Raw genomic sequence first — 15,714 nt, forward strand, 5'->3', positions numbered from 1 at the left:
CCAAAAAATAAGGGCAGCTTTTAGGCTGCCCCTATCACCCGTTGATTAACGGCAAGGTGTCTTTTACACCCCCAGGCCATTGCTGAGTTGCACAACAGCCGGGATGACCTTCTCTGCATGTTCCAGAGTAGCAGACATGATGGATTCCACTACGGTCGGGGAGTTGTACAGGCCCATACCGCCACCGATACCCATAGCGAAAGCCATGAGGCTCTGGCGAGCGATACCACCAACAACACCGACCAGGATCATCGCACCCGCAACGATTCGACCCAAAGTACCTTGGGTCCAATCCTTGAGAGTTACCCATACGTCGTCAAACGCTGTACCACCAGTACCAGCGTGGGCCTGATCCGGCACGAGCAGGAAGGCTACCACCATCAACCCCAGGAAGAGGAAGAGTGCGTTGTTTTTACTTGAGGCATTCGCCAACTGATTTGCGTTCATCAAGAACATCTCCTATTTGGTTGTTTCAGACTTCGGTTCGTGTTGTACCGTTTGCAGCGGTCTCAAAACTGGCTCACTTTGCGGTGTGCCATCCCCAATCACCCACCTGCGCGGTTCGATTTCGGTATAGACATACCCTGTCACGATGAGATCACCATTGGTGTCCTCCCAGGGAGCTACCCAAATCCGCATAACCTGTGCTGGTGTACGAATTGGAATCGGGCGATCCGGAAGACGCGGTGCGACATAGTTGTCAATCACCGGGTCTCCGGAGCTAGATGAGTTCGCTGAAACGTTTGAGGAACCTTCGCCATCCGCTTCCGCTTTGGCCTCGACTTCCTCTGGTTTCATTGGACGCGGGACATTTCCGTCATTGGTTGCGGCGTAAACGTCTCGCGCTGACATACACTGAACACCATTCGGCATTCCCGGACAGCTATACTCATCCTTGCCGATGTTGAACGTCGAACAGCCCGACAAAATAAGTAGCGCTGCACCCACCCCCAACATCTTTGCGGATCTTACTGCCTGTTCCTTTTGAGCCTCGCCTCTGGAACTGCCCTTTCTGGTCAAAATGTTCAAATTTTTCATTTCTTGGTTCCCCCGGTGGAACGAATTTGTAGCTTGGTTCCTTTGGTCACGATGATGTCTACCTGACGGCCAGCATCGACCTCGATAACAGGGAAGATGCCTTCGGCCATGTCGATATAGAACTGAGCGATGCGATCTAGCGCCTTACTGGCCCCCTTCACTGCTGCTCCCTGCAACATCTGGTCGGAGAACACAGACTGGTACTGGGTATTTGAGCCAGGGTTAGTGCTAACGACCGGCACAGGATTGACGTCAAAGGCTTCGGAAACGCCACCAAGGAAGCCTGCCATCAAGCTCTTGGCGATGATTTGCCCCTGCTTCGATACGACGCGACCACGGACACCGGCCTTACCGTCTTCACCCACTGCATAGGAATCCAGCTTCGCTTCTATGACACCCCCATCATCCCGAACGCACGAGAAGGTCTCGCCACGCAGGTACGCTCGCTCTGAACTGAGATCTCCATAGCCTGAAACAATCAGGAAGCACTCACGAACATCCGCACGGAAGCGGTTAGGCAAAATAGCCTCTTTCTGAATCCTGAGGGTCGAAGGGAACGGATCTCGACGAGCACCTTGAGATGTTGGTGCGTCCATACCGTTGATGAGCACCCCTGTCAGGATGGAGCCAGAAGGTAGGTAGATAGACTCATCATCCTTGTTGTCCTTCTCTTCAACTTCTGGCGCTTTCTGCGAGTAGCTCACTATTTGGATGCCTGGTTTAGTTGCATCACGACCGTCTCCCTTGCCAGTTGCAGGAGCCCCACCCTTCGAGTCAGGAAGCGGTGCGTCCCGAAAAAAGGATGCAGGATCTTTGTAGTCGAGCTTTTTCTCCATGAACTGACCATCACCACCAGATGCACCATTAACATCGGCTCTGGCATCCTCTGATGAAGAGGATGTTTTTCCACCAGCAGCGCCGGTTTCGACTTTCTTAGCCAATTCCATGTTCTTCTGGGTCAGGCGGTCCAAATCTTGACGAAGGCGGGTCATCTCACGGCCAACATCACTGGATTTCCCGGCAGTGGTTTTGGTTTCCTCCAGCTCTTTCTTGACTCGTTCCAGCTCCTTTTTCAGGTCGGAGTTTTCACGAGACACCATCTTCACATCGGCAGACAACGAATCTATCCCGATCTCACGGGTGTTTTTGTCTGTGAGAACGTGCTTGATGGTTTCTTGGCGACCGCGCTTCTCTTCTTTCTTGGGTTCACCAGAGAACATTGTCACGACCGCAAAAAGAACGAAGACGCCGCCAGCGATAGACACCCAACGCTTCTTGTTGGGGTCTAACTGTGTCCAAAATCGCTTAATCATTGGGCACCTCCCAGCAGCGATGGACGCTTAGACGTTGGTGCGAGACCACGCTTCTGCTTCTTCGCCACATAGATCTCCGTCTTCTGGCCGGGCTCAAGCACGTTAAGCGGCCACGTAGTCACCGCAGCCACATCCCAGCTCCCACACAACGCCTCTTTGAACTCAATAGGCTGATCAGAGACGTTCAGGGCGACACCGATGAACACGTTAAGGTGGTGGCCCATCATGTATTGCCCCTTGCTGAAATCCACCTTTACCCCAGGATGAGCGCAGCTCGGCACCGCAGCACCAGCAGGGATGCGGTTCAACGTGTAACCTTGAGGGACTTCACCAAGAGCAATCTTGCGGAATACCGACCGGATGGTTTCGACATAAGGCTGGCTCTGTTCCCAGGTCTCAGCCTTGGTATTGGCAAAAGCACCAGTGATACCTACACCACCATCGAGCTTGAGAAAGACTTCTCTGGGCGGAATACGACGGGGAACCATCGTCAGGCTGAGAGCTTGGGCTTCCGAGCCTTTTTCAGTAATGAACATAGTCACCGGATACTGCTTATCCGTGGCGACATAGACCACATTCTCTTTGATGCAGACCTCACCACACTGGCCGTTATCCGTCGCCCCGGTCAGAGATGTTGAAACGATCTCAGGATTGCTGAAAGGCGTGACGATTCGGTTCGGATGACCAACGGCTATCGGGATGATCTGGTTAACCCCCGGCTTCATCGTCAGTAAGGGGTTTTCATTCATGCTGCCCACAACCTCATGGGAGCTTTGTCCTGACGTCACAGGGGCAGGAACATCCTTTTTCATAACACTGGCCGGGACAACAGGAATGTCATCCGAGGCATAGGCCATTGAAGTTCCAAGCGCCAAGGACAGCGCCAGGAGCGAAAGTTTAGCGTTGTTCTTCATGCTTTCTCCGGTTTTCTTCTTTGCGCTGGAGTTGCTCCAAAACAGTTTTGGTGCGTGGCTTTCCTACATAGGTGTCGATGTAGTCCAGCACGGGCGCGTAGTTTGAAATCTTGATGGCGAACTCGTAGGAGCGTTCGCTACGCTCTTCGTTAGAAGAAGCCCCTTTGACGTAGGAATATCCGTAGACAAACACCTTGTCGCTCTTGGGCTCGTACTCAACAAAACGCGGCTCAAACCGCATGGTTACGCGGTCGTTCTTGATCTGTTGAGCTTGAATTTCGATGGCATCAATCACGTCCTGATAGATGCTCGGGGAGAGAAGCGGGGTGATCCGTTCTTTCACAAAGTCAACGGTTCCTGGCGTCACATTGCCAAGGAGCTGAGCAAAAGCGAAACCCCAAGCCTCTTTATAGGACTGAGAGGCGTTACTTTTCGTCACCCAGGCTTCTTCCGTGAGCGTGAAAGGCTGGATAGTGACGATGGTTTCCTTGCTGAATACTTGGACCACCAGCAGGAAAACGATAGCAATAAGACCACCCTGGAAGATTCGCCCCCACTTATTTTCTGTTTGGGTCCCTTCCCAGGTCTTGAGATACTTTTTCAGGTTCAAGGCAAATACCTCCGGACAAACGGGTTCTTGAGAGATTTGGCCTTGGTCATGATGAACCCGGCCCAGTAGATCATGTGGAGCAGGTATCCATCCGGATGGTTATCCCTGAATCGGCGATAAAGGTTGGTTACAAGTAACCCCCCCAGAAAGCAGATCAGAGCCTTACCGATGATGACCCCTATCGTTAGCCCCAAAAGCATCGGGGCCAACTCATCTGCGCTCCACAACAGCAGATGCGGGGGCTCATCGACCCGGCGCGGTATCTTTACAGGCTTCATAGCAACCCTCTTCTTTTCCTAGTGGCCTGTATTCTCATTCAGGGTCACTGATTTTCTGCCACGGCTTCGCGCCCTTTTCGGGCACTTCCAGCGACAAATAAAAAAAGGCGGCCTAAGCCGCCTTTTTTGCGTTTACTGGATCGGTTATTGATTTTGAGGAACCGCTTCCGAATGTTTTTCCGAAGCCGCAACGCTAACTTCATTGGCTGGTCGGGCCACCTCCAGAGTTTTCACTTCCTTGTTAGCATTGGCTTTAAACTTGAACATCAGACTGTACGCCGCCAGCAGGAAGAAGCTGAGAATGCCCCAGTAGGTCTGAACCGTGCCCAGAGCCTTGGCCGGGTCACTTGCAGCTCTGTTGGCCGTATCAGCAGCCAACTTAACCCACTGACTCCAGTCAAAACCTGCCGCAAAAGCAGACAGCCAAAACGCGACGGCCACTGGAACGATGAAGATGCACATCAGCACCGCGTTCATCAAAAACCAGAAAAATTGTTTATTAAGGTTCACACTTCCTCCCATTAACCTAGAAAATTGAATGCGTGTTCCAGGTTCATCCCTGCAACAACACCTATAACGAACATCACCTGCCAGACAAGGAACTGCCAGGAGATGAATGAACCAGATGAGCTTTCGCTTTCTCTGACGTGAGCTTGTGCGGACATAGACCCTCCAAATAACTTGTCGTCATCACGGAGTAATCGTCTCTTAATTGATCAATCTAGGAACAGTGCTGTTACGGCCCATTTTGGGCACTTTATGGAGGTTTATTCGAGGAGATGATAAGAGCGGGAGGCGAAAAACTTTCACATGTGAAAGTTCAAAGCGGCCGATGGCCGCTTGTTTCACACTGTTCTATTGTAACGGAGTTCTCGATAAGCATCCCATGCTTGCTCTGATGAGACACCTCGACGACCAACATCTGTGGCGCACTCAAGGTCCATCTTGTACTGCTTAACCTTCTGGTCTGCTGTATCGCCCCAGCTCATGGCTGATGGGTACTTGGAAACACTAAACACATTTTCAAGTTCAGCCTGATAGTCGTCGTTTTGTAACAGAGGTTCGGTTTCACCATCATCCCAGCGAATGTAAGCCTTACCCTGGAGAGCCTTCAAATGCAAAGGCACCAGTAAGGTGGAAATCACTTCGTCAGCCCTGATGTCTTTGTAAGCACACCAGTGAGGTTTAACGGTGATCACACCATTTACCAAAACGATGTCACACGCCAGTGTCGCTTCAACATTATCGTTAACATCCTGCCGAGCGTAGATCTCCACGAAACCAACCTGCTCTGGATCAACCTTGTCGATGAAGCTCCAAAAGCTGGGGTACGACGTTCCATCGCTGAGCGTCAACTGACCGTCATGCTCTTTCAGTATACGGTTCAGTTGTGCAGTGAAGAACTCTGCCGACACTTTTCTTGCCAATGGTTCCATATCACTCAGTCGTAGAGTGGCTCCTCCACTCCCCTCATACACCTCTCCAAAAAAGAAATCTCTCTTACGCATTAGACTTTGCCACCTTTAATCGCTTGCTGGGTCAGCTTGATCCAGTTCAACGGGTTTTCACAGTCAACATGGTTGCCAGCGGCACCAACTACCGTTTTGTATGCCTCCGAGCCTGCCGCTGTGTGTACAGCCAGCATAAACGAAAACATAGGGTCATTTTGCATGGTGCCAATCATCATTGCACTGGAAGTGTCTTTGAGCTGGCAGTTTTCAACCCGCAGATTGAGTACATCTTTTGCCACCATCTGACAGTCGGGACACACCTTCTCAAGGTTCTTGAGCTTTGCGTCGTCATTGAGCACATCAGGAGCCGCGATGGCAGTACCGGCTATACACAGCCCCAGTGCCAGCAGTTGGAGTCTATTAGTTACTTTCATGGTTCCTCTCTATATCGTTCCAATTTCGTTTCGGTAAAAGAACAGTGGCCCAGTGACTGTTCTGAGTTCCGGCGTTACTTGCTTTACTCTTGAGCAAATATGCTGCTTGAAAAAGTTGTGGTATCCGTACAACGCTGGGCGTGTAAATACGGAAAAGATAATGAGGGTGATGGCCGCACCAGCGGCCCACCCGATCACGTCCGGAGAGATAAGTCCTGACACGTCTGAGATACGTTCTGGTTCAACCAAGCGGCACACCACCAGCACCCAGAACCACATTACCGGCATCACAAAGATCATCTTTCCGACGCAAGCAATGAGCACCTTCACCAAATTCAAGCTCTGCGCCCAGTAAAGCCACAACGCAGACAAGGATTGGCGACGTATCACCTGGTAGACGTTCAATGGGATGTCGCACAGATGCACCCCATCTTGATTTATAACGGAGTAGCTCATCCTCCCTCCCTATACCCGTTTCTGGAGGTTGCCGAACGTCAGGCCAACCAGGACACAGCACGTCATCATTGTCATCGGGATGACAACCGGATCGAGCGCTATGGGGATGAAGAACGCGATGAACAATCCGGCCATCAGGTACATCGTTCCGCGAACGCTGTAACGATGGAGAACCGGACTCGCATAATCGAAGTTGGTCCGCTTAATTCGCCATGTCATCATCCCGTCATATACCGCAGGTACGAACAGGATCAGCATATAGGGAGCCCACGCGGCTAACAGTGCCAACCTTGTGTAGAACTGGTAAATGACGTTGACAAAGGCTTCCATGCGGCCTTTGACCCACACAAACCAGCCCTTGCCCATGTCCTGCATCCCCTTGGACTTCTGGCGCTCCTCTTCTGATGGGATCAGCGTTTGGTACATCCCCTCATAGAATCCTGAATCAATAACGCTCGACCTGAACCAGGTAGATGCTTTGTTCTGTATCCAGTCTCTTGCTTCGACACCAAGACTCTGTTCCACCAGCTCGGATTCCCTTTTGATGGCTCTGTCTGTCCAGTCGCCAGGGATCAGCAGCAATATTGCCAGCAACTCAATAACCAGCAGCCATGCGACCAGCAACCACGGCTTCTTCATAGTCGGTTCTCCTTAAAACAGTTTTCACGCTCTCACAGGTGATGAGCTCATACAGCAAGCCACGCAAAGAGGTCTCATCCTCATGGGGCTGCGGGTTAATGGATAGTTCTCCTGGATGGGAAGAAAGCCACAGTGAGAACGACTCTCCTGAATCGACAGACCATGAATCACCGCCACTATCGACAATTTGCACTTCCAACGCCCGGCAGGTTTCGGTGATCAGGGTTTCCAGAAATGCCCCAATTCTGGCCGGGTCTTCATATTTCTCTCTCTGCTCATGAAACACGAGCTGGCTGTAGCGATGCAGAGCTTCTTCAATGATCGGGTAAATCACAGGCTCCTGATTAGCCTTAATCCCGTCTGTGATGTAGCAGCTCAGCTTCTCGATGATGGCCTCCGATGCAGGCCAGTCGAATTGGAGGATGCTCAGGATGTGAGCGTTCTTGCGGCCACGACTTTTCAATTCATTCATAACCCTGTCGAAAGGGTTCACATCGACCATGATGGCTACCTCGTAATTTCTATACTTCTTGTCACACATAGCTCTGCTCTTACTGGGTCAATATGGGCAGACGGCCTTTTACGATTGTTCCGCCTGAAATTTTGGCTATGTATTCCAGGTTCGGAAGCATTCCCAATAACTGGGCTGGGAACAGATCAGCTTCCTCCTCCATCAAACGCTCGCCTTGGTTGCCTCCGTGCATAATGGGCTCCTTGCCATCCGAGTTCTGGCCTTGAGTCCGCATGACGTACTTGAGCCGGGTCTTCGGCAAGTTATCTGCGATATACTCCTGTGTTTCACCATCGACGATACGCAGAGCAAACGTGTTGTTGATGTTCCCCAACACTTGGAGCGCTTTGTCTTTGCTACCCAGTCGAGCTGCGAAGTCAGCAAAAGTCTGAGTTGCAACGAAAAGACGAAGTTTCGCACCGCGACCTTTGTTCAGGAGCTGGATGAACGGGTCGTTGATCACCTCAGCAGCCTCATCAACAAAGATATTTACGGGTCTGTTGTTGACGCCGTAGTTGTATCTGTCACCGGCAACCGCTGTCAGGTCTGACAGGAAGATGGACCCCATAGCACTACCAACCATGTTGTCGGTCAGGGAGTCGAGCCCCAGATAAGCAACTTGAGCGTTGTTGATGATTTTTGCGGAATCAGTGATCTGGCGTTCGTCGCTCAGATCAGATGAGTCTGGAGACAGCAGAGGGCCTAGCTCCCCGGACGTCAGCATATTCATGATCGGCAGGAGGTTCGCCACCATCTTGGAGAAGTGGGTTTGGTCGTGCTGGAACATCGACAGCAAGCCTTCCAGATCAGAGTTTGGGTGCTCAGGTTGGATGATGTCGTAGTAGAACTTCATCAACGCGAAAGCGATCTTCTCACGCGAACCGTTTTTGACTTTCTCCAAATAAGCCGCTGCTTCTGCCTCCCAGTCGGGCATAACTCGCTCTGAGTAAGCCTGAACGGCCTTGATGACCAAGCCAGCAGCGCCACCTTCAAGGAATCGGCGGAGCTTTGTCAGGTTGGGACGATCATGAGTGATGACCAAGCCCTGAGCGATGTTGTTCAGTGCCTGCCATCCAAATGATTTGAACGGGTCGGCCCCTGCTTCGGACGGGATCAACGCTGCCAAACGACTTGCAATTTCAGTCACGCGGGTGAAGTTACGCAGAGGGTCGATACGCACCGACTCTTCCGGGAATGCTGGATGAAATGAGACGAATCTTTCCGGCTGCCCCATAGCTTCACAGGCACGTCGTGCATTGTCCCGCATCTCCTTATCCCCTTTCGGGTCTATGATGATCACGGCTTCCCCACGCAGAATGGCCTGTGAAATCAGGATGTCGAACATACGGGTCTTGCCCGAGCCGGTGGTCCCAACGATCAGCGAATGCCCCTCAGTGTGCTTGAGTGGCTGCATCAGCTTCTCTTCTTTGGGTTCTACCCCGTGAATCCAGGGCTGGCCGATTGGCAGCTCCTTTTTCTTACCCTGTATCTTCCGGACAACCTTTTTGACCGTGGACTCTCTCCCTACGATGGAAGTCCAGTCGCGTTTCAGGATCTCAAACACGCGCTGGGCATGGCGGTTTTCCCACAGGAACCCACTACCAAGCCACATATCGTCCGGCGTGTCCTTGATGTACTTTTGGAGCTCCGCAATAGAAATAAACTCCAGATCACGCCCCTTCAAATGCTTTTGGAGCAGGTGAAGTTTGATAGCCTTTGGCAAACGAGCCATCGCCATCACGCCACAGATCCCCGTCATCCAATAGAAGGGCTCCGGAGGCATCGTGCTGACTTGCTCTACGGCCAAAGCCGCGCCGGAGGCGGCAAGCCAGCCTGCTACAGCATTTTTTTCATAGTTGGGCCGCCACGGCATCTCGTAGGCGAGCGGGTCATAACTCATTGTCATGTTTCATTTACCTCTAAATACAGTTTTCCCTGACGTTTCTTGAGCAAAGGCCGTCTCTGTGCCCGGCTCAGCATCCCGCAGAGGATGTGTTTGCTGATGCCGATGTTTTCACCGGCAATCATGTCGAAGGCTTTGTCACTGGTTACTAAGCAGCCATCCTCTTCCAGGACAGGTGTCACGAGCCATCTGCCCGAGCGTTTTTGGATCATGTCCTTGAGCATCTGGAGTGCTTTCTGAGGCGTAACACCAGACGGCAAGAAATCTTCCGCGTTGATGTCTTTCGGGTTTGTTTTCGCCTTAGGCGGCTCAAACTCCCTAACCTCTGGCTCTTCCCTTTCTCGCACCTCGACGTGTCCCAATTCCTTCTCACGCTCAACTTTGGGCTCAGGAGCCACTGGTTGAACCTCCCGCTTAGGAAGGCGAGCCACGTTCTGTTTTTCTTGGACCGGCTGGCGCTGCGGCTCTTCAACCGGAGAAGTAACATCGACCTTCTTCTCCTTCTGCTGTGGCTGGGAGTCCTTACCTTTCGCCTTTTGTTCAGGCGAGGGTTTACCGGCGTTAACCTCAGGCTTCTGCTGCTGCGCCTTTTTTCGGCTTTGTTGTTTCGGTGCAGACTTATTCTTGCTTGCATCCAAGCCAGGGGGAGAGACGAGCTCAAAGGCATCCTGGTATCCCCCCATTGACGCCTCGGCATCCTTAATGGCCGCTACGACTGCATCTGAAAGCTGCTCCGCCAGTACAATTGCCTTCACTCCGCTGAAATCACGAACTTTGCGACCTGGCATAATCGGGTCTGGAACAATCGCGTTGGCGTGGGACAGCTTCGAGAGAACCTCTGACGGCGCACCCAGCGACCGAGCGCCATCCGGGTACAAAATGACGGCTTGACCCTTCATCAGGCATAGGACTTCGCCCAGCGTCGTTTTACCTTCCAAAACAGGCATGATCGCTTGTTCAAGCAACGCCGATGCTTCTCCGTACCCGGCTAACATCTCAACGAGTAAGGTCTTTGCGTCTTTCTCATGCAGATTAGGTTTGTCCGTAGGTGGCATTGCTGGCGCTGGTGTTGTTTGTTCTGGTGCGTCAGTCAGCATAGGGAGCGGCTCAATCGCCCATGATGGCGGTTCATCAGAACTACCGAACATTGGAAAGTCATCGCCCTGCAGGGAGTTTTGTTCTTGTGGAACGAAGTCCTGTTTTGGCTGCTTCTCTTGCTTTCCGGGCATTGCCACATCTGGGATTTCTGAGTTTGTTGCGTCAGTGCTGGCTGTCTCTGCCGATGCGCTGAATGCGTCAAACGGAAAGTCGATGTCCCCCAGTCCACCCCCAACATCCTTGAGTGCTTGTAACGGATTGTCGTTTGCCAAAGGTGGTGCGTTTTTGGCAATGTCCTGAGGGGACAAATCCTCTTTTGCCTCTGGTTTGTGGGGTTGTTTCTCTGTATCACTCTTCGGTTTTGCTTTGCCCGGTTTGCTCTGCGGCTTACCCTTCTTGCCAGCGTCAGGCTTAGATGATTCCGTTGATCCAGCATCTTTTTGCTCTGGTTTCTCCTCGACAGCATCTGAGGTGCTTTTCAGCATCTCCATCGCATCACCAAAGCCAAGACCAGCTAGAGCTTTCTCTGCTTCCTGCTCTGCGGCCAACATGTCATCGTTCAGAGCTGACACATCTTCCTCTTGGTCGTCATCGACTTCCTCAGGATCAACGAACTCAATCTCAGCGTCCTCAACATCACCAACAACTTCCGCAGCAACAGCCGCAGGAGGCTCAGTCGTAAACACCAGGTCGTTTGATTCGAGTCGGAGCATCAAGATCTTCACCGATCCCGCCGCCTCCTGGAGCATCTCAGGCAAAACTTCCCAGTAGCGGTAGTACGCACGTTCACCCTTCTCCTGCACCGTGTTTGGTACAGCAAAACCACGTTCGATGAGAATGTCGGCCAGTGTGTCAGGGTCTCGTGGAATACCGGGGATCTTGTCGTGGCTGATCAAGTCATAAAGGTCCCCAAGCTGTTTCCAGGCAATGAATACACCTTGGTTGAGGTGCCAGACTTTCGCGCCTGGCTCATTGACCTTCCATTTTCCGGTTTTAACCAGGCGGCGGATGGCATCGAACACGTACCGCTCGACAGGCACACCATAGGAGAACTCGTCCACATCGAGACGACTCTGGCGAAGGTCCCGTGAGACGCTCTCTTGGTCAGCGCGAAGCATCAGCTTGGTCACAGGCTGATTGACGCTGGTTCCTGAGATAGCTTCCAGCATCGCTTCCATGATGGACGGGCCAGACTTGGACAGAAACTCCCGAGTCTCAGCCGGAATAATTCGATCCACCGCCAGCAGCGAGAATTGCTCATGTCTTTTGTGTCGCTTGTCGCGCCACCGGATAAAGTAACGGTCGATTTCGTGACGGTGTGCCCAGTCATGAAGTGACTCCGAATACGGGTTCCATGTGATTGACCCGTCTTTGTCCGTAATGGACACATCCGAGAGCGGTTTACCCACATCATGCAGCAGCCCGGAGAAACAGCTCGCCAGTCTCCAACGCGGCTCATTGTCACGGCGTTCACGAGGCGTCCCCTCGATGGAAAAGATAACTGACTCAGATGCCTGAGCTGCCCAGAAGGCCACTTCAAGCCCATGTCGGAACAGACCACCAGCGCCACGGTGGTGGTGTGATTCGGAAGCTGGCAACAGGTGAACAAACGCGGCATACCGCTGGATCACCGGCAAAACAAGCCGGTTGAAGTCGTCCACAGTGAAACCGAGAGAGTTCCGCACTTTCTCAATCAGTTCAGCTTGGGTTGCCAGTATCTTGTCTAGTGGGGCCACTGGCAGGCCCTTGGCAAAAGGTGGGTATCGAGGGATTTCTTCATCTTCCACGTCTTTAAGCGGCAACACTCTGACGCTCGGCGCGGTCTCGATCACTCCACTTCGCCCACCAAATAACTTGTTAAGGGCTTTCAGCATGTAGGTTGACCATATTCCTATCGTATTTCTCGTCGCTACATGCTCTCAAAACACCTTTAGATCGCACACACGCCTATCTGTCCAATTTGGGCAGTTTGAGAAACCAGCTTTCCATCCCCCCCCTTTTAGAATGGGCTCATCGACAATTTTTTATGAGGAACGACACGATGAGACAACTGATAGCAATTCTGGGAGTGGCAATTCTGGCCGGGTGTGCCTCTAACGCCCCCGAGCAAAAGCCTCAGCCCCAGACTGCCCCTGCCGAAAATGACAAACCTGCCCGAGTTAGCCGGGAACTGTCGATGGCATGGGACAACATGGGGCGCGGTGGTGCTGCATTACGTCAACCTGGTTATATCCATGTGCTGGGCGACGGTAATGTCAGCGCAACGATGAACAAGGTCAAAGATGACTCCGCTGGTTCAGATAAAACTCCAGCAGGGATCAAACAGCACGGGGATGTCAACGAAGCCATCAATACCTTCAAGTCCATGAATAAAGGCAAAGGCTACTCGCTGTACGAGTTGTCACGCTGGGAACGCTATTGCGATGGTGGCAAAGGTATGGACGAGCACGATTGGCGCTTTGTGGAAGCCGAGGGAACCACAAACATCCCCAAGGACGTTGTAACCGGCTGCATACCACCTACCCACACCTATAAAGATTATCTGAATGCCTGGACGCACTTTTGCACCAGTCAGGCTGTAACTGACGCAGATCGCCGCATTGTGCGCGAGTCCGTGCGTCCCTATTCAGTGGTGAACCCATGCAAAGCTCTGAAATAAGAAACCAGACAGAGCTAGGCCGTAAGGCTGAGCTCTTCGACGCTTTATTAATCATGCTCCAGGAGGCCGGTTCGAGGGGTAATTCCAGCGAAGCGGCCTATGTCATTTCTGGAGTCCTCGAAAACCTCTCCAGAGACTACCCCGAAGTCAAAGGTCTGGCTCAAAGCTGGACTGAGCTGGCGAATCTGGAATCAAAGATGAGAGGAGCTGCTTAATGGACCTTTATATCTGCGAGAAGCCTTCTCAGGCAAAAGATTTGGCTGGCGTAATGAAGGCCTCCCAACGAGGTGATGGATTTCTCCATGATGGAGGAAACCGCGTTATTACGTGGGCGTTCGGCCACCTGCTGGAATTGTATATGCCAGACGATTATGACGAACGCTACAAGTCATGGTCACTGGAGACCCTCCCTATTGCACCAGAGTCATGGCGGTACAACGTTCGCAAGAGTGCGTTCAAACAGTACAAAATTGTTGAGGGACTGGTCAAAAAGGCGAGCACCATCTACATCTCAACGGACTACGACCGAGAAGGTGAGGCTATCGCCCGTTCGCTTCTGGATCGATTCCGCTACTCTGGCCCTATTCGCCGAGTTTGTTTGACGGCTCTCGATGAGTCAAGCATCAAGAAAGCGCTGAACAACGTAAAGGATGGCAAGGATACGGTCTCACTCTACTACGCCGCATTGGCACGGCAACGCGCTGACTGGTTGGTAGGCATGAACGTGAGCCGCCTCTACACAGTGCTGGCCCGAGATGTCGGCTTCAACCACACTCTTCACGTTGGCAGGGTTATCACCCCAACCGTCGCTCTTGTTTGTCAACGGGACCGAGAGATCGCCGGTTTCACCCCCTCACCATACTGGACTCTGGGTGTGAACGTGTCCGTACAGAATGGACAGTTTGCCGCCCAATGGATACCACCAGAAGAGTGCAGTGACGAGCAAGGCCGGTGCGTCAATAAGGCCTATGCCGAGCAGGTAGCCTCCCAGGTCAATGGTGCCAATGCTGTTATCAGCAAAGCAGAAACCAAACCAGGTAAAGAGTCAGCCCCCCTCCCCTTCGATCTAACGTCGCTGCAACAATACGCGAGCAAACGATGGGGATACACAGCTCAGCAGGTACTGGATGCAGCTCAAGCTCTGTACGAGACGCACAAAGCGACCACCTACCCTCGTACTGACAGTCGTTATCTACCCGAGAGCCAAAAGGAAGACATTCCGGACATTCTCCAGGCGCTCATTTTGTCCGATCAGAACGTCTCTGGGCTGGTGGCTGGCGCAGATCCTCATCGCAAGGCCAGGGTATTCAATGACGCCAAAGTGACCGCGCACCACGCGATCATTCCAACACCGGCCAGAACAGACATCAGTGCCATGTCTGAGATCGAGTTCAATCTTTACGACGCCATCCGTCGTTTCTACATCGCGCAGTTCTACAGCGAGTTCGAGTTCACCAAAACCTCCATCGAGGTGCAGTGTGGGCGTCACCTCTTTGCGTCCGCTGGTAAGACACCTACCAAACAAGGCTGGAAGGTTTTGTTTGCTTCTGATAGTGAAAGCAGTCCCAAGGACGAGGGGGAAGACACCGACGCGCCGGTTGAACAAGAGAAGCTCCCCAGGGTTAGCCAGGGCGAACCTGCCTTGCTGAATGGGGCCGAGCTGGCAAACAAAATGACGCGGCCAGCACCGCACTTCACCGAAGCCACATTGCTTGCCGCGATGGAGAACATTGCCCGGTTCGTGACTGAGGAGAAGTTCAAACAAATCCTCAAAGACACAGCCGGTTTAGGCACTCCAGCAACACGCGCAAGCATCATCCAGGGCGCTGTTGATAAAGGCTACTTCAAGCGTCAGAAAAAGGTACTGCTTGCAACTGATAAGGCTCATGCGCTTATAGCAGTGCTTCCACCAGCCATCAAATCACCCGGCATGACTGCGGCTTGGGAGCAGGAGCTTGAGAAAGTTGCCTCCGGCTCCGGGAACATGTCTGTCTTCATGAAGCAGATTTCCACCTGGATCTGCCAAATGGTTGAGCAGCTCAAAGTGGCCGCACCGGTTCTGACCAAAGAAGGTGGCGCGATGGCTAAAGCCTTCGAGGGCGCGAAGCCTCCTTCACACGAATGCTTCAACTGCGGTGGAGAGATGCACCGGATCAAAGGGAAGAACGGTTTTTTCTGGGGCTGCCAGAACGAGGCTTGCAAGAAGACGTTCCCAGACAACCGAGGGAAACCCGAGAAACGTATCGCGGCGGAGGATTGTCCAGACTGCCCAGATTGCGGTAGCCCGATGCGTCTCAGGAAAGGAAAAGCCCCTGGCAAGAAACGAGCCTCTAAGTTCTGGGGCTGCACAGCGTATCCCGATTGCAAAGGCACTATGCCCTTCAAAAAGTCGGACTTTATGGATTGATAG

18 protein-coding genes are annotated in these 15,714 nt (G+C 52.5%); 3 read left to right on the forward strand and 15 right to left on the reverse strand.

What is annotated here, in order from left to right; all coding sequences use genetic code 11:
* Positions 1-63 precede the first annotated feature (63 nt).
* The 15 genes from traA to mobH form a co-directional block, all read right to left on the reverse strand.
* Positions 64-381, reverse strand: a complete 318-nt coding sequence (traA, locus tag R7M72_RS18400) for a TraA family conjugative transfer protein (RefSeq protein WP_064754699.1) — start codon at positions 379-381, stop codon at positions 64-66.
* A gap of 78 nt (positions 382-459) precedes the next feature.
* Entirely contained in the window at positions 460-1,038 is a 579-nt protein-coding gene (gene traV / locus R7M72_RS18405) for a type IV conjugative transfer system lipoprotein TraV (protein WP_000793435.1), read from the reverse strand.
* Positions 1,035-2,348 (reverse strand): TraB/VirB10 family protein, encoded by a 1,314-nt coding sequence (locus R7M72_RS18410; protein WP_024131605.1) that lies wholly within the window; start codon positions 2,346-2,348, stop codon positions 1,035-1,037. The genes traV and R7M72_RS18410 overlap by 4 nt, the downstream gene beginning before the upstream one ends.
* Positions 2,348-3,265 carry a type-F conjugative transfer system secretin TraK gene (locus tag R7M72_RS18415; RefSeq protein WP_000794249.1) on the reverse strand — a complete coding sequence of 306 codons (918 nt, stop codon included), beginning with the start codon at positions 3,263-3,265 and terminating at the stop codon, positions 2,348-2,350. The genes R7M72_RS18410 and R7M72_RS18415 overlap by 1 nt, the downstream gene beginning before the upstream one ends.
* Entirely contained in the window at positions 3,249-3,875 is a 627-nt protein-coding gene (locus R7M72_RS18420; RefSeq protein ID WP_001049717.1) for a TraE/TraK family type IV conjugative transfer system protein, read from the reverse strand. Before R7M72_RS18420 ends, R7M72_RS18415 begins: the two co-directional genes overlap by 17 nt.
* Positions 3,872-4,153: a type IV conjugative transfer system protein TraL gene (traL, locus tag R7M72_RS18425; protein WP_000805625.1), complete on the reverse strand. Its 282-nt coding sequence runs from the start codon at positions 4,151-4,153 to the stop codon at positions 3,872-3,874. Before traL ends, R7M72_RS18420 begins: the two co-directional genes overlap by 4 nt.
* A gap of 144 nt (positions 4,154-4,297) precedes the next feature.
* A complete protein-coding gene (locus R7M72_RS18430) occupies positions 4,298-4,663 on the reverse strand; it encodes a hypothetical protein (protein ID WP_001052530.1) in 366 nt (121 codons plus the stop codon).
* A gap of 11 nt (positions 4,664-4,674) precedes the next feature.
* Positions 4,675-4,818 (reverse strand): hypothetical protein, encoded by a 144-nt coding sequence (locus R7M72_RS18435; protein ID WP_001275801.1) that lies wholly within the window; start codon positions 4,816-4,818, stop codon positions 4,675-4,677.
* Between the two features lie 180 nt (positions 4,819-4,998).
* Positions 4,999-5,661 carry a hypothetical protein gene (locus R7M72_RS18440; RefSeq protein WP_001231464.1) on the reverse strand — a complete coding sequence of 221 codons (663 nt, stop codon included), beginning with the start codon at positions 5,659-5,661 and terminating at the stop codon, positions 4,999-5,001.
* Positions 5,661-6,038: a hypothetical protein gene (locus tag R7M72_RS18445; protein ID WP_000869297.1), complete on the reverse strand. Its 378-nt coding sequence runs from the start codon at positions 6,036-6,038 to the stop codon at positions 5,661-5,663. Before R7M72_RS18445 ends, R7M72_RS18440 begins: the two co-directional genes overlap by 1 nt.
* Before the next feature lie 241 nt (positions 6,039-6,279).
* Positions 6,280-6,456, reverse strand: a complete 177-nt coding sequence (locus R7M72_RS18450; protein ID WP_169342285.1) for a hypothetical protein — start codon at positions 6,454-6,456, stop codon at positions 6,280-6,282.
* A 47-nt stretch (positions 6,457-6,503) separates the two neighbouring features.
* Entirely contained in the window at positions 6,504-7,133 is a 630-nt protein-coding gene (locus tag R7M72_RS18455; protein ID WP_000743449.1) for a DUF4400 domain-containing protein, read from the reverse strand.
* Positions 7,090-7,635: a hypothetical protein gene (locus R7M72_RS18460; protein WP_000228720.1), complete on the reverse strand. Its 546-nt coding sequence runs from the start codon at positions 7,633-7,635 to the stop codon at positions 7,090-7,092. The genes R7M72_RS18455 and R7M72_RS18460 overlap by 44 nt, the downstream gene beginning before the upstream one ends.
* 49 nt (positions 7,636-7,684) lie before the next feature.
* On the reverse strand, positions 7,685-9,550 hold the full coding sequence (gene traD, locus R7M72_RS18465) for a conjugative transfer system coupling protein TraD (protein ID WP_000178857.1): 1,866 nt from the start codon (positions 9,548-9,550) through the stop codon (positions 7,685-7,687).
* Positions 9,547-12,519: a MobH family relaxase gene (gene mobH, locus R7M72_RS18470; protein WP_001326173.1), complete on the reverse strand. Its 2,973-nt coding sequence runs from the start codon at positions 12,517-12,519 to the stop codon at positions 9,547-9,549. The genes traD and mobH overlap by 4 nt, the downstream gene beginning before the upstream one ends.
* Before the next feature lie 167 nt (positions 12,520-12,686).
* Between mobH and R7M72_RS18475 the strand changes: the two genes are divergently transcribed.
* Genes R7M72_RS18475 through R7M72_RS18485 form a run of 3 tightly spaced genes read left to right on the forward strand, consistent with a single transcriptional unit; the run spans position 12,687 to position 15,711 of the window.
* A complete protein-coding gene (locus tag R7M72_RS18475; protein WP_001249395.1) occupies positions 12,687-13,304 on the forward strand; it encodes a hypothetical protein in 618 nt (205 codons plus the stop codon).
* Entirely contained in the window at positions 13,286-13,519 is a 234-nt protein-coding gene (locus tag R7M72_RS18480) for a hypothetical protein (RefSeq protein ID WP_001191890.1), read from the forward strand. Before R7M72_RS18475 ends, R7M72_RS18480 begins: the two co-directional genes overlap by 19 nt.
* A complete protein-coding gene (locus tag R7M72_RS18485; RefSeq protein ID WP_000366823.1) occupies positions 13,519-15,711 on the forward strand; it encodes a DNA topoisomerase 3 in 2,193 nt (730 codons plus the stop codon). The genes R7M72_RS18480 and R7M72_RS18485 overlap by 1 nt, the downstream gene beginning before the upstream one ends.
* The last annotated feature ends 3 nt before the right edge of the window (positions 15,712-15,714 follow it).

Origin of the sequence: Vibrio sp. YT-18 (assembly GCF_033337345.1) — a bacterium.
Lineage (GTDB): Bacteria > Pseudomonadota > Gammaproteobacteria > Enterobacterales > Vibrionaceae > Vibrio > Vibrio alginolyticus.